This window comes from Arthrobacter vasquezii (assembly GCF_029455255.1).
GTDB classification, from domain to species: domain Bacteria; phylum Actinomycetota; class Actinomycetes; order Actinomycetales; family Micrococcaceae; genus Arthrobacter_D; species Arthrobacter_D parietis.
The window spans coordinates 1-25,345 of the sequence record NZ_JAROKN010000003.1; the positions used below are offsets into that span (position 1 = coordinate 1).

At 62.7% G+C, this 25,345-nt stretch carries 28 protein-coding genes; 22 read left to right on the plus strand and 6 right to left on the minus strand.

Features of this window, described 5'->3' with window-relative positions; translation table 11 throughout:
- Positions 1 to 1,105, plus strand: a 1,105-nt coding sequence (locus tag P4U43_RS02010) for an AAA family ATPase (protein ID WP_277357236.1), incomplete at its 5' end; no start/stop codon positions are given.
- Here P4U43_RS02010 and P4U43_RS02015 read toward each other — a convergent pair.
- A complete protein-coding gene (locus P4U43_RS02015) occupies positions 1,080 to 2,342 on the minus strand; it encodes an MFS transporter (protein ID WP_404800683.1) in 1,263 nt (420 codons plus the stop codon). The two genes, P4U43_RS02010 and P4U43_RS02015, sit on opposite strands and share 26 nt — an antisense overlap.
- 66 nt (positions 2,343 to 2,408) lie before the next feature.
- Between P4U43_RS02015 and ftsY the strand changes: the two genes are divergently transcribed.
- The 3 genes from ftsY (at position 2,409) to P4U43_RS02030 (ending at position 5,444) form a co-directional block, all read left to right on the plus strand.
- Entirely contained in the window at positions 2,409 to 3,614 is a 1,206-nt protein-coding gene (gene ftsY / locus P4U43_RS02020; RefSeq protein WP_277357237.1) for a signal recognition particle-docking protein FtsY, read from the plus strand.
- A gap of 187 nt (positions 3,615 to 3,801) precedes the next feature.
- Complete coding sequence (locus tag P4U43_RS02025) at positions 3,802 to 5,109, plus strand: ammonium transporter (protein WP_056548300.1); 1,308 nt, start codon at positions 3,802 to 3,804, stop codon at positions 5,107 to 5,109.
- Positions 5,106 to 5,444 (plus strand): P-II family nitrogen regulator, encoded by a 339-nt coding sequence (locus P4U43_RS02030; protein WP_277357238.1) that lies wholly within the window; start codon positions 5,106 to 5,108, stop codon positions 5,442 to 5,444. The genes P4U43_RS02025 and P4U43_RS02030 overlap by 4 nt, the downstream gene beginning before the upstream one ends.
- Before the next feature lie 63 nt (positions 5,445 to 5,507).
- On the opposite strand, the gene P4U43_RS02035 is transcribed toward P4U43_RS02030, so the two are convergent.
- Entirely contained in the window at positions 5,508 to 6,959 is a 1,452-nt protein-coding gene (locus P4U43_RS02035; RefSeq protein WP_277357239.1) for a glucose-6-phosphate dehydrogenase, read from the minus strand.
- A gap of 114 nt (positions 6,960 to 7,073) precedes the next feature.
- Here P4U43_RS02035 and ffh point away from each other — a divergent pair, with 114 nt between their 5' ends.
- The 18 genes from ffh (at position 7,074) to P4U43_RS02125 (ending at position 21,532) form a co-directional block, all read left to right on the plus strand.
- Complete coding sequence (ffh, locus tag P4U43_RS02040; protein WP_277357350.1) at positions 7,074 to 8,657, plus strand: signal recognition particle protein; 1,584 nt, start codon at positions 7,074 to 7,076, stop codon at positions 8,655 to 8,657.
- A 64-nt stretch (positions 8,658 to 8,721) separates the two neighbouring features.
- Entirely contained in the window at positions 8,722 to 9,444 is a 723-nt protein-coding gene (locus P4U43_RS02045; protein ID WP_277357240.1) for an alpha/beta fold hydrolase, read from the plus strand.
- 73 nt (positions 9,445 to 9,517) lie between these two features.
- A complete protein-coding gene (locus tag P4U43_RS02050; RefSeq protein ID WP_277357241.1) occupies positions 9,518 to 10,402 on the plus strand; it encodes a VOC family protein in 885 nt (294 codons plus the stop codon).
- A gap of 175 nt (positions 10,403 to 10,577) precedes the next feature.
- Complete coding sequence (gene rpsP / locus P4U43_RS02055) at positions 10,578 to 10,982, plus strand: 30S ribosomal protein S16 (protein ID WP_056548307.1); 405 nt, start codon at positions 10,578 to 10,580, stop codon at positions 10,980 to 10,982.
- Between the two features lies 1 nt (position 10,983).
- Positions 10,984 to 11,226 (plus strand): RNA-binding protein, encoded by a 243-nt coding sequence (locus P4U43_RS02060; protein ID WP_026543804.1) that lies wholly within the window; start codon positions 10,984 to 10,986, stop codon positions 11,224 to 11,226.
- 97 nt (positions 11,227 to 11,323) lie between these two features.
- On the plus strand, positions 11,324 to 11,902 hold the full coding sequence (gene rimM, locus P4U43_RS02065; RefSeq protein ID WP_277357242.1) for a ribosome maturation factor RimM: 579 nt from the start codon (positions 11,324 to 11,326) through the stop codon (positions 11,900 to 11,902).
- Positions 11,902 to 12,690 (plus strand): tRNA (guanosine(37)-N1)-methyltransferase TrmD, encoded by a 789-nt coding sequence (gene trmD, locus P4U43_RS02070; RefSeq protein ID WP_277357243.1) that lies wholly within the window; start codon positions 11,902 to 11,904, stop codon positions 12,688 to 12,690. The genes rimM and trmD overlap by 1 nt, the downstream gene beginning before the upstream one ends.
- Positions 12,691 to 12,906: 216 nt before the next feature.
- The gene (rplS, locus tag P4U43_RS02075) at positions 12,907 to 13,266 is read left to right on the plus strand and encodes a 50S ribosomal protein L19 (RefSeq protein WP_056548310.1); all 360 of its coding nucleotides are present in this window, start codon (positions 12,907 to 12,909) and stop codon (positions 13,264 to 13,266) included.
- 104 nt (positions 13,267 to 13,370) lie between these two features.
- Entirely contained in the window at positions 13,371 to 14,009 is a 639-nt protein-coding gene (gene lepB, locus P4U43_RS02080) for a signal peptidase I (RefSeq protein ID WP_277357244.1), read from the plus strand.
- Entirely contained in the window at positions 14,009 to 14,815 is an 807-nt protein-coding gene (gene lepB / locus P4U43_RS02085) for a signal peptidase I (protein WP_277357245.1), read from the plus strand. The genes lepB (P4U43_RS02080) and lepB (P4U43_RS02085) overlap by 1 nt, the downstream gene beginning before the upstream one ends.
- Positions 14,812 to 15,528, plus strand: coding sequence for a ribonuclease HII (locus P4U43_RS02090; protein WP_277357246.1), 717 nt, complete (start codon positions 14,812 to 14,814; stop codon positions 15,526 to 15,528). The genes lepB (P4U43_RS02085) and P4U43_RS02090 overlap by 4 nt, the downstream gene beginning before the upstream one ends.
- A gap of 7 nt (positions 15,529 to 15,535) precedes the next feature.
- On the plus strand, positions 15,536 to 15,862 hold the full coding sequence (locus tag P4U43_RS02095; protein WP_056548317.1) for a DUF2469 domain-containing protein: 327 nt from the start codon (positions 15,536 to 15,538) through the stop codon (positions 15,860 to 15,862).
- A 104-nt stretch (positions 15,863 to 15,966) separates the two neighbouring features.
- On the plus strand, positions 15,967 to 16,323 hold the full coding sequence (locus tag P4U43_RS02100) for a YraN family protein (protein WP_056548318.1): 357 nt from the start codon (positions 15,967 to 15,969) through the stop codon (positions 16,321 to 16,323).
- Positions 16,323 to 17,864 carry a YifB family Mg chelatase-like AAA ATPase gene (locus P4U43_RS02105; protein ID WP_277357247.1) on the plus strand — a complete coding sequence of 514 codons (1,542 nt, stop codon included), beginning with the start codon at positions 16,323 to 16,325 and terminating at the stop codon, positions 17,862 to 17,864. Before P4U43_RS02100 ends, P4U43_RS02105 begins: the two co-directional genes overlap by 1 nt.
- Positions 17,861 to 19,066 carry a DNA-processing protein DprA gene (gene dprA, locus P4U43_RS02110; protein ID WP_277357248.1) on the plus strand — a complete coding sequence of 402 codons (1,206 nt, stop codon included), beginning with the start codon at positions 17,861 to 17,863 and terminating at the stop codon, positions 19,064 to 19,066. The genes P4U43_RS02105 and dprA overlap by 4 nt, the downstream gene beginning before the upstream one ends.
- A 69-nt stretch (positions 19,067 to 19,135) precedes the next feature.
- Positions 19,136 to 19,702, plus strand: a complete 567-nt coding sequence (locus tag P4U43_RS02115; RefSeq protein WP_277357249.1) for a methylated-DNA--[protein]-cysteine S-methyltransferase — start codon at positions 19,136 to 19,138, stop codon at positions 19,700 to 19,702.
- Between the two features lie 172 nt (positions 19,703 to 19,874).
- On the plus strand, positions 19,875 to 20,810 hold the full coding sequence (locus tag P4U43_RS02120) for a tyrosine recombinase XerC (RefSeq protein WP_277357250.1): 936 nt from the start codon (positions 19,875 to 19,877) through the stop codon (positions 20,808 to 20,810).
- Positions 20,811 to 21,028: 218 nt separating this feature from the next.
- Positions 21,029 to 21,532: a DUF3145 domain-containing protein gene (locus P4U43_RS02125; RefSeq protein ID WP_056548325.1), complete on the plus strand. Its 504-nt coding sequence runs from the start codon at positions 21,029 to 21,031 to the stop codon at positions 21,530 to 21,532.
- A gap of 86 nt (positions 21,533 to 21,618) precedes the next feature.
- Here the strand turns inward: P4U43_RS02125 and fabF are convergent, their stop codons facing one another.
- The 4 genes from fabF to P4U43_RS02145 form a co-directional block, all read right to left on the minus strand.
- Entirely contained in the window at positions 21,619 to 22,854 is a 1,236-nt protein-coding gene (gene fabF, locus P4U43_RS02130) for a beta-ketoacyl-ACP synthase II (RefSeq protein WP_056548327.1), read from the minus strand.
- Positions 22,855 to 22,945: 91 nt separating this feature from the next.
- Complete coding sequence (locus tag P4U43_RS02135) at positions 22,946 to 23,191, minus strand: acyl carrier protein (RefSeq protein ID WP_056548330.1); 246 nt, start codon at positions 23,189 to 23,191, stop codon at positions 22,946 to 22,948.
- Between the two features lie 76 nt (positions 23,192 to 23,267).
- Positions 23,268 to 24,323: a beta-ketoacyl-ACP synthase III gene (locus P4U43_RS02140; RefSeq protein WP_277357251.1), complete on the minus strand. Its 1,056-nt coding sequence runs from the start codon at positions 24,321 to 24,323 to the stop codon at positions 23,268 to 23,270.
- Positions 24,320 to 25,285 carry an ACP S-malonyltransferase gene (locus P4U43_RS02145; RefSeq protein WP_277357252.1) on the minus strand — a complete coding sequence of 322 codons (966 nt, stop codon included), beginning with the start codon at positions 25,283 to 25,285 and terminating at the stop codon, positions 24,320 to 24,322. The genes P4U43_RS02140 and P4U43_RS02145 overlap by 4 nt, the downstream gene beginning before the upstream one ends.
- Positions 25,286 to 25,345 lie beyond the last annotated feature (60 nt).

Here is a 25,345-nt window from a genome sequence, read left to right on the forward strand (position 1 = left end):
ACGGGAACAGGCAGCGGAGCGGGCCAGGATCCGCCGGCTCCAGAGCGCCAAGGCAGCCGCCGTAGGAAAGGCCGCGCACCAGGCCGTGGCCTTCCTCGACGTCTCAGTCAACCGTGCCGGCCGCGCCCGGAACGCTGCTGACGAGGTACGGTCCGCGTGGGAGGCCGAGCTCGCCGGAGTCCGCGCTCGCAACGAGTCGCTGATGGAAGAGCTGGCGGAGTTGACCGATTCCGTGCACCGGGATGAATTGGCCCGCGCCCAGCAGCGGCTGAGGATCGAGGCACTTCAGAACCGGGCTATCGATGAGCTGGGGCTCACTGCGGATCACCTGGTCGCCGAATTCGGACCGGACCAACCCGTTCCGGCCCCCGCGCAGCCGGCGGACAAGTGGGCGGAGCTGCACGTGGCCGTGGACGACGACGGCAATGCCATCCGTGAGGGCGTGCCGTATGTCCGCGGAGAGCAGGAGAAGCGCCTCAAGCGGGCCGAGCGGGATCTTTCGGCGCTCGGCAAGGTGAATCCGCTGGCGCTGGAGGAGTTTGCGGCGCTCGAGGAGCGTCACCAGTTCCTCAGCACCCAGCTGGAGGACCTCAAAGCCACCCGTAAGGACTTGCTGGACATCATCCGCGAGGTCGACGAGCGCGTGGAACAGGTGTTCACCGCCGCCTACCGGGACACTGCGGAGCAGTTCGAGCGCGTGTTCGGTCGTTTGTTCCCAGGCGGCGAGGGCCGGTTGGTCCTGACCGATCCGGAGGACATGCTGACCACTGGCATCGAGGTCGAGGCGAGGCCGGCGGGCAAGAAGATCAAGAGGCTCTCACTGCTGTCCGGCGGCGAAAGGTCACTCACCGCCGTCGCACTCCTGGTGGCGATCTTCAAGGCCCGCCCCTCCCCGTTCTATGTGATGGACGAGGTGGAGGCGGCACTCGATGACACCAACCTTGGCCGGCTCATCACCATCTTCGAGGAACTGCGGGAGTCAAGCCAGCTCATCGTCATCACCCACCAGAAACGCACCATGGAGGTGGCGGACGCGCTCTACGGCGTGACGATGCGCGGCGATGGCGTGTCTACGGTGATCAGCCAGCGGCTGGTGGACGCCTGACGGACAGGTCCGTATCGACCAGCGTCTCGCGTGCCGCCGTCCACATCAGGAAAGCGGCCAGGGCCGTCACGCCGGTGAGCCCGAAGGCCCAGCCGTAGGAGAAGGCATCGACGAGCAGCCCGGCCAGGATCGGCCCGAAGATGGCTCCGGTATCGGTGCTCATCTGGAAGGCGGCCAGCACCTTGCCGCCGCTCCTGTCGTTGCCGATGACGTCGGCGACAGCCGCCTGCTGTGCCGGGTTGAGGATGCCTGCGCCGATGCCCGCGACCACTGAGACGGCGAGGAATGTCGTCACATCCGTGGTGAGGCCAAGGCATGCCATCGCGGCGCCGTTGACGGCCAATCCGGTGAGTACGAGCGGTTTCCGGCCGAGTGAATCGGCCAGCCTGCCGGAGACTGTCAGAGCGAGTGCAGTCCCGCCGGCGAAGAAGGCGAGGGCGATTCCGGCCACCTCCGGGCCTGCTCCGAGCACTGCCGCTGCGAACAGCGGCACGAGCGCCATGCGCACGCCGAAGGACGCCCAACCGTTTGCGAAGCCGGACACGAGCGCGGCCCGGTACGCCGAATCCCGGACGGCTTTTCGCACGGTGAGGGCCGGCTGGGCGGCAGCTGCCGTGCGGGTGCCCAGCGTGGAGTCCTTGAGCTGGAAGAAGACGACGGCGGCCGCAATCAGCAGCGCGCCCGCATACACAAGAAACGGAACCCTCAGGCCGAACCCGGCCAGCAATCCGCCCAGGAACGGGCCGGCAATGCTTCCGAGGAGAAACGCCGAGGCATAGGCGCCCGTCACCCGTCCCCGCATCCCAGCCGGCGCAATACGGACAATGAGACCCATCGCCGAGATTGTGAACATGGTCGAGCCGATGCCGCCAAGGCCGCGGAAGACCAGCAACTGCCCGTAGTCAGCTGCGAACGCGCATGCCGCCGTCGACAGCGCGACAATCAGCAGGCCGGCCACATACACCGGACGCTCACCGAGGCGTTCGACCAACTTGCCGCCGGCGGGCGCAAAGACAAGCCGGGTGAACGCGAAGGCGCTGACGATCACGGCAGCCGCTGTCGCCTCCACGCCGAAGCTCTGGGCGAACTGCGGGAGCACCGGCGCAACGAGCCCGAAGCCGATCGCGATGACGAAGGCCGCGGCGATGAGTACCTTGATCTCGCGCGGCAGGCGCGGGCGTTCTTCAGCGGCGGAGCCGGGTTTCGTGCGCCGGGGAAAGTTTCTGAAAGCAACCACGATTCATGATTCTCCCAGTTTCTGCGCGCCCCAACTGCCGGGCGGCCGTGTGAGAAGCTTGGAAGCGTGAACGAGATCCTCCCGATAGTTATTTACATAGTCGTCGCCCTGGCTGTTCTGGGTTCGCTTGCAGCCCTGTTGGTGCGTTCCCGCCGCACCCCGCCGGGTACCTACTCCACCACGCGGGACCCGGATGACGACGGCGGTACCGCCGCACGCGGCGTCGGAACCGACACTCTGGAGAGGCCCTCCGGCCTCGATACCGGGCCGGACGTCGTCGTGCCTGATGACCTCAGGGATCTTGAGGACACCCCCACCGGCGTCGAGACCGTACCGGTCGAGACTCCAGATCCTGTGCAGGGCCGCCTGGCCAGACTGCGCGCCAGACTGGCGAAGTCCAACAATGCGCTCGGTAAGGGACTTCTGGCGCTGTTGTCCCGCGACCGCATCGATGAGGACGTCTGGGACGAGATCGAGGAAACGCTGCTCCTGGCGGACCTCGGAACTGAACCGACCACCGAACTTGTCGATGCTCTTCGCGAACGCGTGAAAATCGCGGGCAGCCGCAGTCCGGAGGAGGTCAAGGGGATGCTCCGGGAGGAGCTGATCAAGCTCGTTGACCCCACGATGGACCGGTCGCTTGCCACCGACCGCCACGCTGACCGCCCCGCCATTGTGATGGTTGTCGGAGTGAACGGCGTGGGAAAGACCACCACGGTCGGCAAGCTCGCCCGTGTGCTCGTGGCAGAGGACAAGGACGTGCTGCTCGGTGCAGCAGACACCTTTCGCGCAGCCGCTGCGGAGCAGCTGGCCACCTGGGGACAGCGGGTCGGGGTGCCCACGGTGAAATCAGATGTCGACGGCGCAGATCCTGCCTCCGTGGCCTTTGAGGCGGTCAAGGCTGGAATCGAAGGTGAGGTCGACGTCGTCATGATCGATACCGCCGGCCGCCTGCAGAACAAGGTTGGCTTGATGGACGAACTCGGCAAAGTCAAGCGCGTCATTGAGAAGCAGGGCACCGTCGACGAGGTGCTGCTCGTTCTTGACGCCACTACCGGTCAGAACGGTCTGAACCAGGCCAAGGTGTTCTCAGAGGTTGTCAACATCACGGGAATCGTCCTGACCAAACTGGACGGTACCGCCAAGGGCGGCATCGTCGTCGCAATCCAGCGCTCGCTGGGGGTACCGGTCAAGCTGATCGGTCTGGGTGAGGGCGCTGATGACCTCGCGCCGTTCGAAGCCGAGGAATTTGTCGACGCGCTCCTGAACTGACCCAAGGACGGCGGTTCAAGGTTCCGCTCCACCCGCGAAACACGGCGGAAACACCGGGGACACGCACTCTTTACGTCAGTGCGTCCGGCGTAACCTCCCGGCAACACAGTTCCCAACGTGCTGAAACACGTCGTTGCAAGACTTCTCTGCAGCGGGAAGTGCCCGCCACTCGCGAGAGGACGTAACGATGGATCTGACAGCAGGTCACGTCTGGGTCATGGTTTCCGCCGCCCTGGTATTGCTGATGACCCCCGGACTGGCATTTTTCTACGGCGGCATGACCCGTGCCAAAGCAGCACTGAACATGATGATGATGAGCTTCATCGCCGTCGGACTGGTGGGTATCGTCTGGGTGCTGTGGGGCTACTCGATGACGGGGGGCGACGGCGTTGCCCAGCTCTTCGGGAATCCGTTTTCCTCCTTCGGGCTTGAGGGCCTCATCGGAACAGAGGACATGATCGGCGCAGGCTACGGCGTTACGTTTGCGATCATCACGGTGGCCCTGATCAGCGGCGCAATCGCGGACCGCGCCAAGTTCGGCGCCTGGTCGCTCTTCGTGCCCATCTGGGTCACAGCGGTCTACTGCCCGCTGGCCTTCATGGTCTGGGGCGGCGGACTGCTCAGTGCCGAGGGTGCTATCGGAAGCACCGTCGGTGAGGCCATTGACTTCGCGGGCGGCACCGTCGTCCACATCAGCGCCGGCGTCGCGGCACTGGTACTGGCCATCATCCTCGGCAAGCGGCAGGGATTCGGCAAGGACCCGGCACACCGGCCGCACAACGTCCCGCTGGTCATGCTTGGCGCCGCCCTGCTGTGGTTCGGCTGGTTCGGTTTCAACGGCGGTGCCGCAAGTACTGCCGAAGAAGCAGGGCTGATCTGGGTCAACACCATGGCCGCGCCCGCAGCAGCAATGGTCGGCTGGCTCGTCCTCGAGCGTTTCCGCGACGGCCGGCCCACATCCCTCGGAGCAGCCTCGGGCATCGTCGCCGGCCTCGTTGCCATCACGCCGGCCTGTGCAAGTGTCAGTCCCATCGGAGCGGTCGGGCTGGGTCTGGTATCGGGTGCCGTGTGTGCGCTGGCAGTCGGTTTGAAGTACAAGCTCGGCTTTGATGACTCACTCGATGTGGTCGCAGTGCACCTGGTGGCGGGCACCCTGGGAACCATCGCGATCGGCTTCATTGCCCTGCCTGTCGACGGCGAAGGCGGCGGGTTGTTTTATGGCGGCGGCAGCGGTCAGCTTGTCGCGCAGATCGTCTCTGTCCTGGTAGCCGTAACGCTGTCTGCGGTGATGACGGCCGTGATCGGGCTGGCGATCCACAAGACCATCGGATTCCGGGTTACTGCAGACAACGAAGTCTCCGGCGTCGACCTTTCCGAACACGCAGAAACTGCCTACGAATTCGGAGGGCTCGGCGTTGGAGGACAGTTCCACCCATTCCACGCAACTGCCAAGGTCTCCGTTGCCGATCCCGGCCAGCAGAAGGTGACGTCATGAAACTGGTTACTGCCATTGTTCGTCCGGACAAACTGGACAGCGTGAGGGGAGCCCTGGAGAACTACGGCGTTCAGGGCCTTACCGTCAGCCAGGCGAGCGGTTACGGCCGCCAGCGCGGGCACACGGAGGTTTACAGGGGAGCGGAGTACACCGTCGACCTCCTCCAGAAAGCCCGCGTAGAGGTGCTCGTGTCGGACGCCTCGGTCACCGACATCGTGGACGTGCTGGTCTCAACAGCAAACACGGGCCGGGCTGGCGACGGGAAGGTGTGGGTCCTCCCGGTGGAAGATGCCGTCCGCGTCCGTACGGGCGAACGCGGGGAAGCGGCGCTCTAGCGTTCCAAGGATGTTTTGTGCAGCTGTGGCGGGATGGGATCGGCCTATCCCGCCATAGCTGCACTATTTTTCGCCTCCCACTTCGGCTGTGCTCCAGTTCGACGGACCGGCCGATCCCGCTGGATATTCGTCCATCGGTACATCGTTTGCTTTCCAGGCCTCCAGCACCGGTTCCACGATGCGCCAGCAATCCTCAGCCGTGTCGCCGCGTACGGACAGCGTGGGGTCACCGGACAGCACGCCGTCAAGAACTTCACCGTAGGGCAGGAGTTCCGAGGCATTCAGTTCCGCCTGCAGGGTTGCCCGGTCCAGGCAGAACACGTCGCCGGGACCGTTCACATCAAGGTCCAACTCAAGGGTGTCCGGACCGAAGCCGATGCGCAGCCGCGTAGGGGAGTCCACTCCTGTGAAGCCGTCCGGAAGGTGGTTAACCGGCTTGAAGGTGATCACTGCTTCCTTGCGGGTCCGGCCGAGGGACTTCCCTGACCGCAAGCGGAATGGAACTCCCGCCCACCGCTCGTTGTTGATTGACACTACAATTTCGGCGAGCGTCTCGGTGCCACGGGAGGGATCGACGCCGCTCTCATCCACATAATTTGGAACCTCGCGCCCGTCGATGCTTCCCGCGGTGTAGCGGGCGCGTCGGGTACTGGAACGGAAATCCGGGTGCACCGAGCTGGCCCTCAGCACGGTTCCGATATGGTCCCTCAGGTCCCGCTCGTGCAGCGTCGAGGGCGCATTCATTGCGATGAGAGCCATCACCTGCAGCAGGTGGCTTTGGATCATATCCTTCAACGCACCAGCGCCGTCGTAATAGCGCGCACGGTTTTCGAGCGTCAGCTTCTCGTCGAAGACAATGTCTACCGAATCGATGTGGAGGCTGTTCCACACCGGTTCCAGCAGGCGGTTCGCGAACCGCAGTCCAAGGATGTTCAGCACCGTCGCCTTACCGAGGAAATGGTCCACCCGGTGGATGTGGTCTTCAGGCACCAACCGGCCCAGAATCGTGTTCAATCGGGTTGCCGATTCCCTGTCGGTGCCGAACGGTTTCTCCATCACCAGGCGTGATCCGTCCGGGAGGTCCTCAGGTTCGAGTGTGGCGCAGGCCTTCTCGCTGACGGCCGGCGGCAGTGCGAAATAGATCGCGACCGGCGGCTGGAGGCCGGCAATCAGCTCTGCCAGTGAACCCTCCGCTGTGACATCAACCTGATGATAAGTACTGCCCGCGCAGATCTGTTCAAGGGCGCCGTCATCGTTGCGGGTACCGGTATCCGGCGATGCAGCGGCGAAGGACGTGGCGAGGCGCTCCTGCCAATCCTCAGTGCTCCAGGCGTCCGAGCCGGCTCCGACCAGGGTTATCCCTTCGGCTTTCCCGTGTCTCACTAGCCGCGCCAGCCCGGGCAACAGCAGGCGGCCGGTGAGGTCGCCAGAGGCGCCGAGGATCAGCAACGTCTTGATGGCCTGCCCCTGGAATTGGTGTCCGGAAGCCTGTTCGTCAATCGCATGAGTAGTCACCCTTAACACCCTGCCACTGCAAGGGGGTAGCTGTCTGCTGCCTGTTGGAGCGAACCCAGTTGCTACCCTAGATAGTTGAATCCACTTGAGTTCGAGGAAAGCAGTTCACGCACCGTGTTCAATTCACTTTCAGACCGGTTGACAGCGACCTTCAAGAACCTGCGCGGAAAGGGCCGGCTGTCGGAGGCAGACGTCGACGCAACGGTTCGCGAAATCCGTCGCGCCCTGCTTGACGCGGACGTTGCTGTGCCGGTGGTTCGCGCCTTCACAGCGCAGGTCAAGGAACGCGCCCTTGGTCTTGAGGTCTCACAGGCCCTCAACCCCGGACAGCAGATCGTCAAGATTGTGAACGAGGAGCTGGTGGGCATCCTCGGCGGCGAGACCCGACGCCTTCGACTCGCCAAGAACCCGCCCACGGTCATCATGCTTGCCGGTCTTCAGGGTGCCGGCAAAACCACCTTGGCGGGCAAGCTCGCCAAGTGGCTCAAGGGCCAGGGCCATAGTCCTCTGCTGGTTGCCTGTGATCTCCAGCGTCCCAACGCGGTCAAGCAGCTGCAGGTCAACGGGCAGCGCGCAGGCGTTCCCGTGTTCGCTCCACATCCCGGTGTGAGTTCCGAATTCGAGGCGTCGACCGGCAATCCTGTGGATGTTGCCCGACAGGGCGTCGCCGAGGCACGAACCAAGCTCCACGACATCGTCATTGTCGACACCGCCGGCCGTCTCGGCATCGATGCCGAGCTCATGCAGCAGGCGTCGGACATCCGTGATGCCGTCAACCCGGATGAAGTGCTCTTCGTTATTGACGCGATGATCGGCCAGGATGCGGTGAATACCGCACAGGCCTTCAACGAGGGCGTCAACTTCACCGGTGTGGTTCTGACCAAGCTGGACGGCGACGCCCGCGGCGGCGCCGCCCTTTCTGTGGCGTCGGTGACCGGCAAGCCGGTTATGTTTGCTTCCACAGGCGAGGCCCTCACCGACTTCGAGGTCTTCCATCCGGACCGTATGGCATCCCGCATCCTCGACATGGGAGACATCCTCACCCTGATCGAGCAGGCCGAGAAGGCATGGGACAAGGACGAGGCCGCCCGGATGGCGAAGAAATTCGCCGACCAGGAGGATTTCACCCTCGATGACTTCCTTGCGCAAATGCAGCAGATCCGCAATATGGGCTCCATGAAGAAGATGCTCATGATGATGCCGGGCGCCGCGAACATGCGTGAGCAGCTGGAGAACTTCGACGAGCGCGAGATTGACCGCGTAGAAGCGATCGTGCGTTCAATGACCCCTCATGAGCGGGTCGCGCCCAAAATCATCAACGGCTCGAGGCGCGCCCGCATCGCCCGCGGCTCCGGCGTCCACGTCTCTGAGGTCAACGGGCTGCTCGACCGTTTCGGGCAGGCACAGAAGATGATGCGCAAGATGGCTGCCGGTGGCGGCATTCCCGGCATGCCCGGTATGCCAGGTCCCGGCGGCTTCAATGGCGGTGCACGGAAGGGCAAGGCAAACGCCAAGGGAAAGAAAAAGCCCCGCTCGGGCAACCCGGCCAAGGCTGCCCAGGAGGCTGCTGCCGCAGAAGCGCGTCGGAACGGTCAGCGCACATCCGTGCCCACCGGTGCCGCTTTCGGCCAGCAGGAAAACTTCGATCCCTCGTCACTGAACTTGCCCAAAGGTTTCGAGAAGTTCCTCGGGAAATAGTTCGATCGGGACGGTGGAACGCCAACCGGACGGGTTTGTCGGAGGCGGCAGCTAGGTTGAGGTCATGAAAAGTGATCGCGTTGTCTTCGTACATGGTGCCGGGACTTTTGGTGCAGCTGCCTGGCCCAGACAGCACGGAATGGCACGTGAGTTCGACTGCCTGTTTGTACGCCGTCATGGGTTTGATCCTGTTGCTGCTCCGCTCCCGACAGATTTCGAGGCGGACCAGCAGATCGTCGAGGAGGCACTGGGGCGAGGCGGTCATCTCGTAGCGGCGTCGCAAGGAGCCGTGTCGGCAATGATGTTGGCCGTCGAGAGGCCGGATCTTGTCCGGTCCCTGGTTCTGGCTGAGCCGGCCTGCCTGTCCCTTACCAAAGAACTGCCGGCAACAGCAGCACACCGGGAGCGGGTGGAGCCGCTTTTCATGCGCGCTGCCGAGCTGACTGATGAGGACTTCAACAGGGAGTTTGCCCGGGCGGTTTTCGGTTCTGAACCCCGGCCCCTGAACACCGCCGAAGATCGTGACCGCGCCCGGCGTCTCAGGATGCAGGCGCCTCCGTGGACGGCTCCGCTCGCTATAGTTCCCGGCGTGCCCACCCTCGTCCTGACCGGTGGTTGGGAGCCGCTCTACGAAGAGGTCGCTGAGTACCTCGCCGGGACTGGGGCGGTGCATCGCGTTGTTGGCGGAGGGCATCGTCCGCAGGACACTGAGGAAGGGAACACCATCCTTCGCCGGTTCATCCGAGACCATGCGGAAAAAGGCCCTGAACTGGGAGTTGATGCTTGACCGTACAGTGTTGCTGGGAATAACTTTAAGCTTCAAGTAGTTGGATCGAGTGAACCACACACTTGGAGGAATCATGATGACCGACGACCTGCTTCCCGCGGATACTGCAATGGGCACTGTGATGCTGAAGGTCGGAGATCTTGACCGGATGGCGAACTACTACCGGAGCGCACTTGGCCTGGTCGACACCGCAGAATCCGACGGCGGGCTGTACCTGGGACGAGCCGGCGAACGGCTGATTCACCTTGCTCCAGCCGCCGGCTTGAAGTTGCCCGATCCTACTGAAGCGGGGCTGTTCCATACCGCACTGCTTTTCAGGGACCGCGCCGATCTTGCCGCAACCGTGGCATCCGCGGCTCATGTCGCGCAGTCCGCAGAAGGCCGGTACGTGGGAAGCGCAGACCATCTGGTCAGTGAGGCGTTCTACTTCTCTGATCCCGAAGGCAACGGGATCGAACTGTATTTCGATAAGCCGCGGGAAACCTGGGACTGGACCATCAGCCAAGGAAAGCGGACCGTCGTCATGGACAATGCTCCACTTCCTGCGAGGCAATACCTGGAAAGTAACCTGACAGAGGAGTCGGTGACCAAACAGCAGCAGGCGGCCGCCGACGTCGGGCACGTCCATCTGCAGGTGGGGGATGTGCAGACGGCAGAGCAGTTCTATGTGAGTACCCTCGGGTTCGAGCGCACTGCCGGCTGGCATGGGCAGGCGCTGTTCGTCTCCGCCGGAGGTTACCACCATCACATGGCGATGAACGTCTGGAACAGTCGTGGCGCAGGCCCGCGCAAGGACACACTGGGGCTCGGGGAAGTCCTTATCCGCGTACCTACTGCGGATGAAGTCGGGGCACTGGCTGAGCGCTTGAAAAGTGCAGGTATCGAGCACCATCACACCGGCCAGGAACTGCGGTTCGACGACCCGTGGCGAAACAAGCTCAGGGTTTCAGCGAGCTGAACGTGTGCCAGGTCGCCGGGAAGCATCAACTTCTGGCACAATGGATTCGTACCCAATCTGCGCAGCCCCTCTCTCTGCGTGCGTTGTGTCCTTCAGAGCTCCCAAACGTATGGCCCGCCCCACGGGTGCAGAAACCGGAGTTCGCCCTTTTGATCAACAAGGAGTGACCACACAAGTGGCCGTAAAGATTCGTCTGAAGCGCTTCGGCAAGATGCGCGCACCGTACTACCGCATTGTCGTCATGGACTCCCGCGCCAAGCGTGATGGCCGTGCCATTGAGGAAATCGGCAAGTACCACCCCACCGAGGAGCCCTCGTTCATCGAGGTCAAGTCGGATCGTGCACAGTACTGGCTCGGCGTGGGCGCACAGCCTTCCGAGCAGGTCGCCGCGATCCTGAAGATCACCGGTGACTGGCAGAAGTTCAAGGGTATCGAGGGCCAGGAAGGCACCTTGAAGACCAAGGCTCCCAAGGAGACCTTCACGGCTCCTGAAAAGGGTTCCGTCATTGTTCCCGAGGCAATCACGCCGAAGAGCAAGAAGGCCGACGAGCCTGAGGCTGAAGCTACCGAGGCTGAGTAAGTTGCTTGCTGAAGCGCTGGAGCACCTCGTCCGCGGAATCGTGGACAGCCCTGATGATGTGCAGGTTTCCTCCAAGTCGAACCGTCGCGGTGAGACTCTGGAGGTTCGTGTGCATCAGGAAGACCTCGGCCGTGTCATCGGTCGGCAGGGACGCACGGCACGCGCATTGCGCACCGTCATTTCCGCTCTTGCGGATGGCGAGCCGGTGCGGGTAGATGTCGTGGATACCGATCGCCGCCGCTGATCAGCAGCACCTATGCCTGAAGTCCGGCCCCAACTCTCAAGGCGTTGGGGCCGGACTTTTTACTGTTTCGACACGCTCTCTACCTACCGGAGAATCCATGGATCTGCAGGTCGCCCGCATTGGAAAGCCCCACGGTATTCGGGGTGAAGTAACCGTTCAGCTCTTCACGGACGCCCCTGAGGAGCGGTTCGAGCCCGGCGCCGTCTTCCGGGTGGAGCCGGAAGCTCAGGGACCGCTCACCTGTTCCAGCGCCCGTTGGAACAAGGACATCCTGATCCTCGGATTCGAGGAGGTTCCGGACCGCAACGCTGCCGAGCTGCTGAGAGGTGCGAAGCTCTTCATCGAATCCGGTGGCACTTCAGACGACGACGGCGATGCCTGGTATGAGCACGAGCTGGTGGGACTCGAGGTGCGTGTAGGAGACGCCGTCGTCGGCCGGGTCAGCGCTCTGCGCACCCTGATGGTCCAGGACCTGCTCATCATCGAAGGCTCCGATGGTGAAGAGATTCTGGTGCCGTTCGTTGAGGAGATTGTTCCCGAGGTCGATGTCGAGGGTGGCTTTGTTGTCCTGACCCCTCCAGAAGGCCTGCTTGAGCTGAACCTCCCTGGATCGAACCAGGCAGAGTCCGATTCTGCGGAGGGCGGCAACGCTGAAGGAAAGGCAGACCGCAACTAGTGCGTATCGACGTCGTCAGCATTTTTCCGGAGTACCTGGAAGCACTCAATCTTTCACTGATCGGGAAGGCCCGGAATGACGGTCTGCTGACGCTCGAGGTCCATAATCTTCGAGACTTCACCACCGACCGCCACCGGACCGTCGATGACACACCGTATGGCGGTGGGGCCGGTATGGTGATGAAACCGGAACCGTGGGCACAGGCTCTTGAGACAGTGCGGGAAAATAAACGACCGGTCCTCATCGTCCCATCACCGGCTGGAACGGTCTTCACTCAAGCGATGGCATCGACACTGGCTCAGGAAGACCACCTGGTGTTTGCCTGCGGACGCTATGAAGGAATCGACGAGAGGGTGCTCGACTGGGCCGAAGGTTCGTTCGACGTGCTTCCGCTCAGCCTGGGCGACTACGTGTTGAACGGCGGCGAGGTTGCTGTGCTCGCGATAGTGGAGGCAGTGGCCCGGCTCTTGCCCGGAGTTGTTGGCAACCCGGAATCCCTCGTCGAAGAATCGCACTCGGATGGCTTGCTGGAGTACCCGGTGTACACGAAGCCCTCCTCCTGGCGGAACCTGAATATTCCTGAAGTTCTCCTCAGCGGAAACCATGCGCGCATTGCGCGTCACCGGCGTGACGAGCAGCTGCGCAGGACGGCGCTGCGACGGCCGGACCTCCTCGAGAAGCTCGACCCGGCAGGCCTGGACGCGGCAGACCGCGCCGTACTCACGATGCACGGTTTCGCCGTCGTGGAGGGGAAAGTGGCACGTGCCGCCACGTCCTCGCCGCACTAGTCGCCGGATTCCGGCTGTCCCCGTCGTTGTGGCATAATTGAAGCTTGTGTCAACTGGTACGCACCTGCCACAGGGGGAGCGTAGCCAACAGTATGGCACTCCGGAATGCGCCAAAGGGCATGACGGTATCTAATCTTCAACGGCAACTGCCTGCATGCAGGTCTTGGTCGTTGTGACCAACGTGAGGGACCTGTGGCGTTCACCAGGAGCAATTTCATGCATATTCTCGACAATGTGGACGCAGCATCGCTGCGTAATGACGTTCCCGACTTCCGTGCGGGTGACACGCTCAAAGTTCACGTCAACATCATTGAAGGCAAGAACACGCGTGTTCAGGTCTTCCAGGGCTTCGTTCTCGGCCGCCAGGGCGACGGCGTTCGTGAAACCTTCACGGTCCGCAAAGTCAGCTTCGGGGTCGGCGTGGAGCGTACCTTCCCGGTGCACTCCCCGGTTATCGACAAGATCGAGGTAGTCAGCAAGGGTGACGTGCGCCGCGCGAAGCTGTACTACATGCGCAATCTTCGCGGCAAGGCTGCCAAGATCAAGGAAAAGCGCGATCCAAAGACCGCCAAGTAACTTTCTTCCTGTCTATGCCTGAATTTTCCGACGGACGGAAGCCCTCCAGGCAGCCGCCGAAGCGCTGGCCCGGTATCACGGGCCGGCGCTTCGCCTTTTGTGCCGTGGCTTTCGTCTGTGTTGCCGTAGTCGCCGTCAGGGCACTGCTCGCCGATATCTTCTACATACCCTCCGGTTCAATGGAGCCGCTGCTCGAAGAAAATGATCGTGTCCTGGTTTCAAAAACCGACTACGTCTTCGGCGATATCAAGCGAGGCGACGTCGTCGTCTTTGACGGCAGGGGATCGTTCGCACCGCTAGGCGAGGGCGGACTCCAGCAGGCAATATCGGATGCAGCGCACTTCTTCGGTGTCGGCGTCTCCGGGACAAACTACGTGAAGCGTGTGATCGGCACGAGTGGAGATACCGTGGTGTGCTGCGATTCTGCAGGGCGACTGTCCGTCAACGGGAACGCCATTGCGGAGCCTTACGTTTTCCCCATGGACGAGCCGAGTGATACGCAGTTCGAGGTCGCAGTTCCAGAGGGTAAATTATGGCTCATGGGTGATCACCGTTCGGAGTCCTTTGACTCGCGCGGGCTGTTGGGCGCACCAGGCGGCGGGCTTGTCTCCCAGGAACGGGTTATTGGCCGTGCAACCCACGTGCTGTGGCCTTTCGACCGTTTCACCGCAATACCGCGCCCTGCGGATTCTTCATCGTCGGCCCGACTTTCTCCGAACGCACAGCAGAGGAACAGCAAATAATGGCTAAAGCCCACTCGGGGGCGCCGAACGACGGCGCGGGAGACCCCGCAGAGACTTCCCGTTCCACCTCCCCGGACAAAGAGGTTGCTTCCGGTGGGTCAGCCGCCCGCAGCCTCGGCAGCTGGGCGAAGGAAGTACTCATCATCGTCGCAGTTGCTTTGCTGCTTTCGTTCCTCATCAAGACGTTCCTCTTTCGCGCGTTCTTCATTCCGTCAGGGTCGATGGAAAACACCCTTGAAATCGACGATCGCATCTTTGTGAACCAGCTTGTGCCTGAGCCTTTCGAGCTCAAGCGCGGCGACATCGTCGTCTTTCGCGATACCCAGGGCTGGCTGCCCGAACCTGCGGCTGGAACGACGGACAGCAACTGGTTCAAGGATGCGCTCATCTTCGTCGGCCTCGTGCCCGATGAGTCCCAACAGCATCTCGTCAAGCGTGTCATCGGTCTGGAGGGTGACCGTGTAATCTGCTGCGATGCCGAAGGAAGGATCACGGTCAACGGGGAAGCCCTAGACGAGCCGTACCTGTTCCCGGGTGCCAGCCCGTCGGACGTGCCGTTCGACGTCACAGTGCCTGAAGGAAAGATCTGGGTCATGGGTGATCATCGGAACGCTTCGGCGGATTCACGAGCCAACACGGACAAGCCCGGTGGTGGTTTCATCGATGTGGATGACATCGAAGGTAAGGCTTCCGTGATTGCATGGCCGCTGGACCGAATGGGCTTCCTGGGAAACTACCCCGACGTGTTCGCTGACGTTCCTGAGGCACCCCAGAGCAGCACCGGGCGGGAACAGTCGGCGCCGTGACCGGAAAGGCTCCAACGCTGCGCTACGAACGCTCCTTCCTGGCCGAGGGCCACCGCTTCCTCGCCGGCTGCGACGAAGTGGGGCGAGGCGCACTGGCCGGGCCGGTGACTGTTGGCCTGGTGGTGGTCGACCTGACGACTGTGAAAGGCCTGCGGGGGGTGCGGGACAGCAAGCTTCTGAGTGCGCCTGACCGCGAAGCGCTGGTGCCAAAGATCCAACGCTGGGCGGCCTCATACGGGGTTGGGCATGCTACAGCTGCGGAGATCGACGCTACGGGTCTTATGGCGGCGCTCCGCGCCGCAGGCAACCGCGCCTGGTCGCAGGTGATACGCGAAGTACGCCCGGACGCCGTCATCCTGGACGGAAACCACAACTGGCTGGCGCCTGTTTCACAGGGATCACTTTTTGGTGACGCAGAAACTTCTTCCGAAGTCAGTTGCGATGCCCCTGTGCACACCCGGATCAAAGCCGACCTGCAGTGCTTGAGCGTCGCTGCTGCGAGTGTCCTTGCCAAGGTGGAACGGGATCGGCTGATGATCGACTTCGCGCAGGATTATCCGGGGTACGGCTGGGACGTCAACAAGGGATATGCAACGTCTGCTCACCGCGCCGCGATTGACGGGCTGGGTCCATGCGTCGAACATCGTCGGACGTGGCGTCTTGGCACCGCTATTGCGGGTCCCGGCGTGGCTGCCGGCGATATTGGGAGATGATGGGGTCATGAGTGCCGAAGATCTCGAAAACTACGAAACCGACATGGAATTGCAGCTCTACCGTGAGTACCGCGATGTCGTCAGCCTCTTCAACTACGTGGTCGAAACGGAGCGCCGGTTCTACCTTGCTAACCACGTTGACCTTCAGGCCCGTTCGGCGGAGGGGGAAATCTACTTCGATCTCACGCTGAATGACGCATGGGTGTGGGACGTTTACCGCTCGGCCCGGTTCGTCAAGACCGTGCGTGTCATCACGTTCAAGGACGTAAACGTCGAGGAGCTGGCCAAGACCGATGACATCCCACTTCCGAAGGACGGATCACTGGGGGCCTGACTCCTGCTCCACAACCGGGCAGGTTTAGTGCAGTTGCCCACATAGGAATGTAGCCGAGCGCCACCGGTAGTCAGTTGATCCACGCTGGTACCGGAGGTGTTTTCATGAGACACAAGGACGAGCTCGGCAAACGGGGAGAAGCCCTCGCGGCGCGCTATCTTGAGGACGCAGGGCTGCGGATTATTGATCGCAACTGGCGCTGTACGCTCGGCGAAATTGACCTTGTAGCGGTGGACGGCGCCACTCTGGTGGTTGTTGAGGTCAAGACCAGGTCCTCTGAGGCATACGGTCATCCGTTAGAGGCAATCACCCCGGGCAAACTGGAACGGCTGTATCTTCTGGCATCGCGCTGGGCGCGGGCACACGACCTCCGGTTCTCCGGCTTCCGGGTGGACGCCGTAGCGATCGTGGATGGCGGCGTGGAAGAACCGGTCATCGAGCACCTGCGGGCGGTGAGCTGATGCCGCTCGGCCGCTCCTATGCTGTTTCCCTGGTGGGATTGAACGGCTACATCGTTGAAGTTGAGTCTGATATTGGTCAGACACTTCCAGCTTTCGTTCTGCTCGGGCTCCCGGATGCTTCACTGTCTGAAGCCAGAGAGCGAATTCGTGCAGCGGCGCGCAATGCCGGCCTGCCCCTCACCCGCCGGAAGATCACAGTCAACCTGGTTCCGGCGTCGTTGCCGAAGCGAGGCTCAGGTTTCGATCTCGCAATCGTCATGTCCGCTTTGGCAGCGGCGGGGGATGTGCGCAATTGTGGGCGAACCGTGTTTCTTTCCGAACTCGGCCTGGACGGCAGGCTTCGGCCCATTCGTGGAGTGCTCCCGGCAGTCATGGCTGCCGTGGAGGCCGGCTTTACGAGCGTCGTCGTCTCCAGTGGGAACGCCGCAGAAGCGGCCCTCGTCCCGAGTGCCGAGGTGAGAAGTTATGACTCACTCGCTGAGGTCGCGTTGGCGTTCGGCGCGGATCCGGCGTGTGTCGAACTTCCTGCCCCGCAGCTGTCCGAGGCTTCAGCGCGGGCAGACCAGCCCGGCGCCGTAGTCATACCGAAGGACATGTCTGACGTAGCCGGCCAGTCCGAGGCTCGTTTCGCGGTGGAAGTGGCTGCCGCCGGAGCACACAACCTGATGATGGTGGGCCCGCCAGGAGCCGGGAAGACCATGCTGGCCGAGCGCATGCCCGGCATCCTCCCGGACCTCACCGACAAGCAGGCTATGGAGGTTACCGCCATACATTCCCTGGGCAGCAGTGAATTCTGTCGGGAGCTGCAACGGCGGCCGCCGTTCGAAAGTCCGCATCACACCGCCAGCGCGGCATCGATCATCGGTGGAGGCAGCGGCATACCCCGTCCGGGTGCGGCCTCCCGCGCCCATCGCGGGGTTCTGTTTCTTGACGAAGCACCGGAATACCAGCGCCGCATTCTGGATGCGCTTCGCGAACCGCTGGAGAGCGGCGAACTGGTCCTCCACCGCGCGGCAGGAACTGCCACCTATCCGGCACGCTTTCAGCTGATTCTCGCCGCAAATCCCTGCCCCTGCGGACAAGCTACAGGTAAGGGAATCGGCTGCAACTGCTCAGCTCAGCAACGCCGGCGCTACTTCGACCGCATGTCCGCTCCGCTCCTCGACCGCGTCGACCTGCAATTGGCTGTACACCGGGTCGCCCTGCAGGATTTCTCCGGCACAGCCACAGCGGATTCATCCGCTGCGGTGGCCACACGCGTTGCGGCTGCTCGAGCCGCTCAACACGAGCGGCTCAGCAAGTGGGAGCTTTCGACCAACGCGGAAGTTCCCGCGCCACTGCTGCACAACGACCTCCGGCTCACCCGAAAGGCGACTGTCTCGGTGGATAAGAAGATAGAGAAGGCAGCCATCACCAAGCGTGGCTATGACCGTGTGCTCCGCGTTGCGTGGACAATCGCTGATTTGGCGGGAAGGTCCTCGCCCAATGCAGACGACGTCACCACGGCACTGCTCTTTCGAACCCAGGAGGAGCCGGCATGACCGGCTCCGTGTGGAGCGACGAGCAGATTGCCCGCGCCGCACTGGCTCGGCTCCTCGAACCATTGGACAATGTCGGTCTGGCCCTCGTGGCCGCGGCAGGACCCGTGGAAGCACTGCAGATTGCCACGGGCGCGACAACGTGTGGTCCCCAGGTACACCGCGCGTTCCTCGAGGTGCTGGACGCAAGCGGACACCGGGTGAGGACGGATGTCCTCATCCAGGCGATCGCCCGCTGGCAAACTCGCGTCGGCGCACTCGCACCCCTCAGGGATCTGGAAACGGTTCGCAGATTTGGAGGCACCCTGCTCATCCCCGAGTCGGACTGGTGGCCGAAAGCCCTCGCGGATCTTCAGCTTGAAGAACCAATGTGCCTGTGGGTACGCGGAGACAACCCCGCGCCGATCCCTTCGCAGGAACGCGTAGTGGCGGTCGTCGGGTCACGGGACAGCACCAGTTACGGATTGGAGGTGACCGGAGATCTGGCAGCCGGTCTTGTCGCGCGCGGGTACACCGTCGTTTCCGGGGGTGCCTATGGGATTGACGCGCGAGCTCACCGTGGAGCGCTGAAGGCAGCACGGGAGGATCACCCGCTGCCGACCCTGAGCGTCCTTGCCTGCGGCATCGACCGATACTACCCCGCCGGAAATGAGGATCTGCTGCGTGAAGTAGCTCGTGAGGGACTGCTCGTGTCGGAGGTCCCACCGGGGTCCTCGCCCACGCGTTACAGGTTCCTCCAACGGAATCGGATCATCGCTGCGCTCAGCTCGGTCACAGTGGTGGTCGAGGCACGATGGCGTTCGGGAGCGCTCAGCACAGCTCATCACGCGGCCGGCCTGGGCCGCTCGGTCGGAGCGGTGCCCGGTTCTGTCCATTCCGTCAATTCAGCTGGATGTCATCGGCTCCTCCGGGAGGGTAGCGCCATCTGTGTCACAGACGCCGCGGAGGTGGCGGAGCTGACTGGCCCCCTGCTCGCCGAGCTTGAGGAAAAACGTGAGGACAAGCCGGCGCTGCACGACGGACTGGTGGTCGAGGACCTGCTGCTTCTGGACGCTCTCCCGGTTCGCTCGTCCTCAACAGTGGACAAGCTTGCGACGGTCGCCGGTCTCAGTGTTCCCGGCGTTCTTGCGGGGCTCGGCCGCCTGGAGACCGACGGGCTCGCCCAGCGAACTGACGACGGCGGATGGCGGAAGCGCTCCCGGTGAATCGTCAGCGATTCCCGCCGCAAAGCATCGCAACCCTGCAGTAATGAATCATCAAGAGAGGAAACAACCATGAACATCTTCACGATCATCGACAGTCCGATCGGGGGACTGGTCCTCGTGGCCGGGAACGACTCGCTCGTTGGGGTCTACCACGAGTATCATTCGCCGGAGCCCTCTCCGGTTCTGCTTGGATTGCCCATCCAGGCGGACTCCCAGCACCGCTCTTCCTTGAAACCTGCTCCGGAGGAGCCGCCCGCCATCAATGAAGAAGCTGCGTCCGAGGTGTTCCTTAGGACGAGTGACTGGCTTCGCGGGTACTTCAGTGGAACCGTTGCCGAGCCTTTGTCGTATGGTCTGCCCGCCGGGACGGAGTTCCAGCGTGCCGTCTGGGGAGCCGTTGCTGATATTCCGTACGGAGAAACCCGCACCTACAAAGACATCGCAGAAGGTCTGGGCAATGAACTGATGGGGCGGGCAGTTGGTGCTGCGGTACGCGCCAATCCGTTGTCCCTGGTCATACCAGGGCATCGTGTAGTGGGCGCCGGCGGAGCAATCACAGGCTATGCGGCGGGCGTCGCCGTCAAACGTGCGCTGCTCGAACTGGAAGCTACGGTTGCAGCCGGAGCGGCCGCCTGAATTCCTGCCGCGAAGGTAACGGAGCAACCAGCAGCGCCGCTTCTTTGTTCTGGGCAATTGCACTCCGCGGCGGAGAGCCTCCTTGAGAGCCGACGCATCCTGGCGCAGACTGAACCCGCTGGATCATGCGTCGCAGACGGAGCACGTCACAGACAGAACGGAGAGGGAGGCCATGAGCGGACTCTCTGGAGATAGCCTTCCACCTCCTTTCACCCGTGAAGCGGAGGGATTCATCGGCTACCTCTCCAGGGAGCGGAATCGTTCAATCCACACTGTGCGCGCTTACCGGGGAGACCTTGCGGAATTTGCATCTTTCGCGGCCGAGCGGGGTATCGCGGATCTCACGGAGGTGGATTTGAGTTGCCTGCGGGCATGGCTTGGTTCACTCGATCAGCACGGGCTCTCCAGGGCAACCATTGCCCGCCGTGCAGCAACGGTCCGCAATTTTCTCGCCTGGGCTACCCGTGAAGGTTACTTGCAAGACAACCCCGCACTCCGGCTGAAAGCGCCTCGCCGTCAGAACGGTCTACCTGACGTCCTGTCGGAATCCCAGCTGCAGCCCTTGCTGGCATCCACGCTAGAGGCGGCGCTGGAAGGCGACCCCGCAGCGCTACGCTCCCGTGCTGTGCTTGAGTTGCTGTACGGGTCCGGCATCCGTGTCGGTGAATTGGTTGGCCTGGACATCGACGACCTCGACCACGATCGACGCACTGTCCGTGTGCTCGGCAAGGGCAACAAGGAGCGCACCGTGCCGTATGGCGTGCCGGCGGCTCACGCACTCAACGACTGGCTCACACGCGGAAGAAGGCTCTGGATCGGTCCCGACAGCGGGACCGCTCTGTTCCTCGGACCAAGGGGGCGCCGCCTCGACCAGCGTCAGGCCCGGTCCATCGTGGAAAGATTGCTCGCGTCGGTCGATGGCACCGGCGCCAGAGGCCCGCACGCTCTGCGGCATACGGCCGCTACCCATCTGCTCGACGGCGGCGCGGATTTACGAGCAGTGCAGGAACTTCTCGGGCACCAAAGCCTGGCAACCACTCAGTTGTATACCCATGTCTCAGTAGACCGGCTTCGCCGAAGTTACGAGCAGGCTCACCCTCGGGCATGACCGCAGGCAATTTTTCCCATGGCGCGCTATGGATACTGCGGAGGTAAGTACAGTGGCGCCGTTCGCTTTCATAGGGCAGAATGATGCTAGTTCAATACTCGTGGACTGAGAGCCCCAGTGAAACGTCACTGAAAATCATCGCCACGCTGCAACTCAGGCGCTACCACCTGTAACTGAAGGTCGTTGGGGAAGACGTACCTACAGCTATGGAGGATGGAATGTCTGTTGTGATGGCGCGCGGTGTTTTGTATCTACACTCAGCCCCTTCTGCGTTGTGCCCTCATATCGAGTGGGCCGTCGGATCGGTCATTGACCAGCGCGTGGATTTGCAGTGGTCTCCGCAGCCTGCTGCGCCCGGAATGTTCCGCGCGGAACTCTCCTGGGTTGCGGCGCAAGGGTCCGGGGCTAAGCTGGCTTCTGCCCTGCGGGGGTGGGCGCACCTCCGTTACGAGGTAACCGAAGAGCAGAGCGCCGGCGCTGACGGCGGCCGCTGGTCGCATACCCCGGAGTTGGGCATCTTCCACGCGACCACCGATGTCCACGGCAATGTCATGGTCACCGAAGATCGCATCAGGTATGCATACGAGGCTGGTGCCGGTGATCCGGCGGCCGTCTACCACGAACTTTCGCTTGCACTGGGTGAATCATGGGATGAGGAACTGGAACCGTTCCGGCATGCCGGAGAGGGAGCTCCAGTCCGCTGGCTGCATCAAGTCGGCTAACTGATTCGCTTGCGCTTCGAGGCAATGCGGCCCGGGTACCAGTTGGTACCCGGGCCGCATTCCTGCTCTGCGTCACTTCCCGCAGGTTAGACGTTCTTCACCACGATGACCGCATTGTGGCCGCCGAAACCAAAGGAGTTGCTGAGCGCCACGACATCACCCGAGGGCAGATCGCGTGCGGAGGTGACCACGTCCAGCGGAATCTGCGGGTCCTGGTTCTCGAGGTTGATGGTAACCGGTGCCCGTCGCTCATAGACGGCGAGCACGGTCATAACCGCCTCAACAGCACCGGATGCTCCAAGCAGGTGCCCTGTCTGCGACTTGGTAGCCGAAACAGCCACTGACTCCACCTGGTTGCCCAGCGCGGTCTTGAGGGCGACATACTCCGGCTGGTCCCCGACAGGCGTGGATGTGGCGTGTGCATTGACATGCACAATATCGGACGGCTGAACACGCGCGTCGAACATCGCTGCCTTCAGAGCCCGGGTAGCACCGAGCCCCCCGGGATCCGGCGCAGTGATGTGATACGCATCCGCGGTGACGGATGTTCCCGCCAGTTCCCCATAGATTTTTGCGCCGCGCGCAAGAGCATGCTCCTCCGCCTCGAGTAGCAATGCTCCTGCGCCCTCGCCCATGACAAAGCCGTCGCGGTCCACATCATAGGGGCGGGAGGCGTGCTCGGGATCATCATTGCGGCGAGACAGAGCCTGCATGGAAGCAAACGCCGCAATCGGCATCGGGTGGATAGCGGCTTCCGCGCCACCGCACATGACCACGTCGGCTTTTCCGGACCGGATCAGTTCAAGTCCCTGATGAAGGGCTTCGGTTCCGGATGCGCACGCGGACACGGGAGTATGTGCCCCCGCGCGGGCCCCCAAATCAAGACTGACTGCTGCTGCCGGGCCGTTGGGCATGAGCATGGGAACCGTCATCGGCAGGACTCGCCGCGGTCCCTTGGCCCGGAGGGTATCCCAAGCATCCAGGAGGGTCCACACGCCTCCGATTCCGGTAGCGAAAGCCACGGCGAAGCGATCGTGGTCAACCTCTTCGATCCCGGAGTCGCGCCATGCTTCACGCGCAGCAATGACCGCGAACTGGGTGGAGGGGTCCATTCGCTTGGCCTCCACGCGGGAAAGGACTTCGCTTGCCGGAGTCGAAACCTGGGCGGCGAAAGTGACCGGTAGCTCGTACTCGGCGACCCAGTCGGCCTCGATGGTGCGCGCGCCGGAGACGCCCTTCAGCGCGTTTGCCCACATGGTGGGAACATCGCCGCCGATGGGGGTGGTGGCGCCCAAGCCGGTGATGACTACTTTGCGTGCCATGGTTCACTCTCTGATGCGTCGTTGTTTCCGTGTGGAAAATGTGCCTGATGAGGCGGCGATGGCGACTTCAGGAAGCCACCGCCGCACGCCACTAGGACTGTGCGTTGGCGATGAAATTCACTGCATCGCCGACGGTCTTGAGGTTCTTGACTTCCTCGTCCGGAATGCGCACGCCGAACTTCTCCTCGGCGTTGACAACGATGGTCATCATGGAAATTGAGTCAATGTCCAGGTCGTCGGTGAAGGACTTGTCCGTCTCCACGGACTCGGGCGCCAAACCGGTCTCTTCGTTGACGATTTCTGCCAGTCCTGCGAGGATCTCTTCGTTGCTAGCCATGATGGCTCCTTTTCTTTGAGTCCGGTGTATCCGGATCGATTCGATCAGACCGCACGGTGCGGGCTGAAGTGGAAAACTACGGGAGCACAACCACCTGGGCTCCAAAGACGAGCCCGGCCCCGAACCCAATCTGCAGGGCAAGACCTCCGCTAAGGTCTGGGTTCTCGGACAACAGGCGATGCATTGCAAGGGGAATCGAAGCAGCGGAGGTGTTGCCGGCATCGACAATATCCCGAGCGACAGCCACATGCTCGGGCAGTCCCAACTGTTTCACCATCTCGTCAATGATCCGGATGTTCGCCTGGTGCGGGACGAAGGCAACGAGGTCCTCTGCTCGGATTCCGGCGGCGTCGAGCGCCTGCTGCGCCACTTTCGCCATTTCCCAGACCGCCCACCGGAAAACGGTCGGGCCGTCCTGGCGCATGGTGGGCCAGATTGCGGATTCCGCGGCTGAGGCCAGCGCTTCCGGGCCGCCCGAAAGCGCCGCAGAAGAGAGTTCACGCACATCGAGCAGCGAATGCGTCATACGAATCGATTCGTGCTTGCTGCCGTCCGAGCCCCATACAGAAGGGCCGATGCCGGGCGAGTCCGAGGGACCAATGACAACTGCTCCGGCTCCATCACCAAGCAGGAAGGAAATAGTGCGTTCCGTGTTGTCAATGAAATCGGAGAGCTTCTCCACGCCAACCACGAGTACGTAATCGGCAGTTCCCGCGTGCACCAGAGCATCGGCCTGGGCAATGCCGTAGCAGTAACCGGCGCAGGCCGCCGAGATGTCATACGCCGGCGCAGGGGTAGCCCCCAGGCGGTCAGCCAGTTGCGCGGCTGCGGACGGGGTTGCGTACGGATGTGTGACGGTCGAGACCAGCACAGCGCCCAGCTGCGAGGCTTCGATACCTGCATCCGTGAGAGCGGCCCGCGCTGCTGCTTCTCCCATATCGATGACACTGGTGTCCTTGTCAGCCCGGTGACGCGTGACGATCCCCGTTCGTTGACGGATCCATTCGTCGGACGAATCGATCCACTGGCAGATGTCCTCGTTTGTGACAATTACCTCGGGACGGTAGATGCCCAGGCCGTGAATGCGGGTGTGCTCGCGCAGTGTGGACTGTTTGAGGGTAGGTGTAGTCACGCGTTTCCTTTGACGATGGGGGCGTCCGCCGGGGGAGCGGTGCGCGAATGCTCTTCCATAAAGTCCCGCGCGTTGTCGATGTCCTCAGGCGTTTTGACTGCGAGGCTGGCTGTGCCGCGCATCCCGCGTTTCGCCAGCCCTGTCAGCGTACCCGCGGGCGGAAGCTCAAGCACTCCCGAGACGCCCATGTCCTGAAGCCGCTGCATGCACAGGTCCCATCGAACGGGACGGGAGATCTGCGCGATCAGGCTATCAAGGTTCAGCTCCCCGGAGGCGACTGGTTCGCCGTCGTAGTTGGAAAGCAGCGTGGCGAGGGGAGCCGTGGGTGAAAGTGAGGGCCGAAGAGCTTCAAGGGCTTCTACCGCGGGAGCCATGTGGTGGGTATGGAAGGCACCCGCCACCTTGAGTGGGATTACGCGCGCTCTCTGTGGCGGGTCGGCAGCAAGTGAAGCCAGCTGATCGAGTGTGCCGGCCGCAACAATCTGGCCGCCGCCATTGGCGTTCGCAGCGGTAAGTCCGTGCCGTTGCAAAGTGTCAGCGACATCGGCGGGCTCCCCGCCCAGAACAGCGCTCATACCGGTCGGCGTGGCGGCGGCTGCCGCCGCCATTGATTGCGCACGGGTGCGTACCAGCGCGACTGCGTCCTGCTCGGTCAGTGCGCCCGCGACGGCGGAGGCGGTCAATTCACCCACCGAGTGCCCGGCCACGACTGTGGCGGAGGTCAACGGTGTAGTACCGAGAAGCACACGGACAGCGACCAGGCCAGCAGCAACGATGAGCGGTTGTGCCACTGCCGTATCCCGGATGGTTTCTTCGTCAGAAACAGTGCCGTGCCGCACCAGGTCGACACCGGCGGATTCGCTGAGAGCCGCCAGATGCTCGCGTACACCCGGGAGATCGAGCCAGGGATTGAGGAATCCGGGGGACTGGGAGCCTTGTCCAGGGCAGAGAATTGCAAGCACGTATCAAGCTTTCCAAATGGGCGGTCAGAAGCAGGGTGTTCGGGTGCACGAAGCTCCCCG

What these genes read in the sequence shown, in the direction of transcription:
- P4U43_RS02120 (WP_277357250.1), top strand. Translation starts at nt 19,875, where the DNA reads ATGAGCGGACTCTCTGGAGATAGCCTTCCACCTCCTTTCACCCGTGAA.
- P4U43_RS02050 (WP_277357241.1), top strand. Translation starts at nt 9,518, where the DNA reads ATGATGACCGACGACCTGCTTCCCGCGGATACTGCAATGGGCACTGTG.
- P4U43_RS02095 (WP_056548317.1), top strand. Translation starts at nt 15,536, where the DNA reads ATGAGTGCCGAAGATCTCGAAAACTACGAAACCGACATGGAATTGCAG.
- P4U43_RS02025 (WP_056548300.1), top strand. Translation starts at nt 3,802, where the DNA reads ATGGATCTGACAGCAGGTCACGTCTGGGTCATGGTTTCCGCCGCCCTG.
- P4U43_RS02045 (WP_277357240.1), top strand. Translation starts at nt 8,722, where the DNA reads ATGAAAAGTGATCGCGTTGTCTTCGTACATGGTGCCGGGACTTTTGGT.
- P4U43_RS02105 (WP_277357247.1), top strand. Translation starts at nt 16,323, where the DNA reads ATGCCGCTCGGCCGCTCCTATGCTGTTTCCCTGGTGGGATTGAACGGC.
- fabF (WP_056548327.1), bottom strand. Translation starts at nt 22,854, where the DNA reads ATGGCACGCAAAGTAGTCATCACCGGCTTGGGCGCCACCACCCCCATC.
- P4U43_RS02030 (WP_277357238.1), top strand. Translation starts at nt 5,106, where the DNA reads ATGAAACTGGTTACTGCCATTGTTCGTCCGGACAAACTGGACAGCGTG.
- dprA (WP_277357248.1), top strand. Translation starts at nt 17,861, where the DNA reads ATGACCGGCTCCGTGTGGAGCGACGAGCAGATTGCCCGCGCCGCACTG.
- P4U43_RS02125 (WP_056548325.1), top strand. Translation starts at nt 21,029, where the DNA reads ATGTCTGTTGTGATGGCGCGCGGTGTTTTGTATCTACACTCAGCCCCT.
- P4U43_RS02100 (WP_056548318.1), top strand. Translation starts at nt 15,967, where the DNA reads ATGAGACACAAGGACGAGCTCGGCAAACGGGGAGAAGCCCTCGCGGCG.
- lepB (WP_277357245.1), top strand. Translation starts at nt 14,009, where the DNA reads ATGGCTAAAGCCCACTCGGGGGCGCCGAACGACGGCGCGGGAGACCCC.
- rplS (WP_056548310.1), top strand. Translation starts at nt 12,907, where the DNA reads ATGCATATTCTCGACAATGTGGACGCAGCATCGCTGCGTAATGACGTT.
- rimM (WP_277357242.1), top strand. Translation starts at nt 11,324, where the DNA reads ATGGATCTGCAGGTCGCCCGCATTGGAAAGCCCCACGGTATTCGGGGT.
- P4U43_RS02135 (WP_056548330.1), bottom strand. Translation starts at nt 23,191, where the DNA reads ATGGCTAGCAACGAAGAGATCCTCGCAGGACTGGCAGAAATCGTCAAC.
- P4U43_RS02115 (WP_277357249.1), top strand. Translation starts at nt 19,136, where the DNA reads ATGAACATCTTCACGATCATCGACAGTCCGATCGGGGGACTGGTCCTC.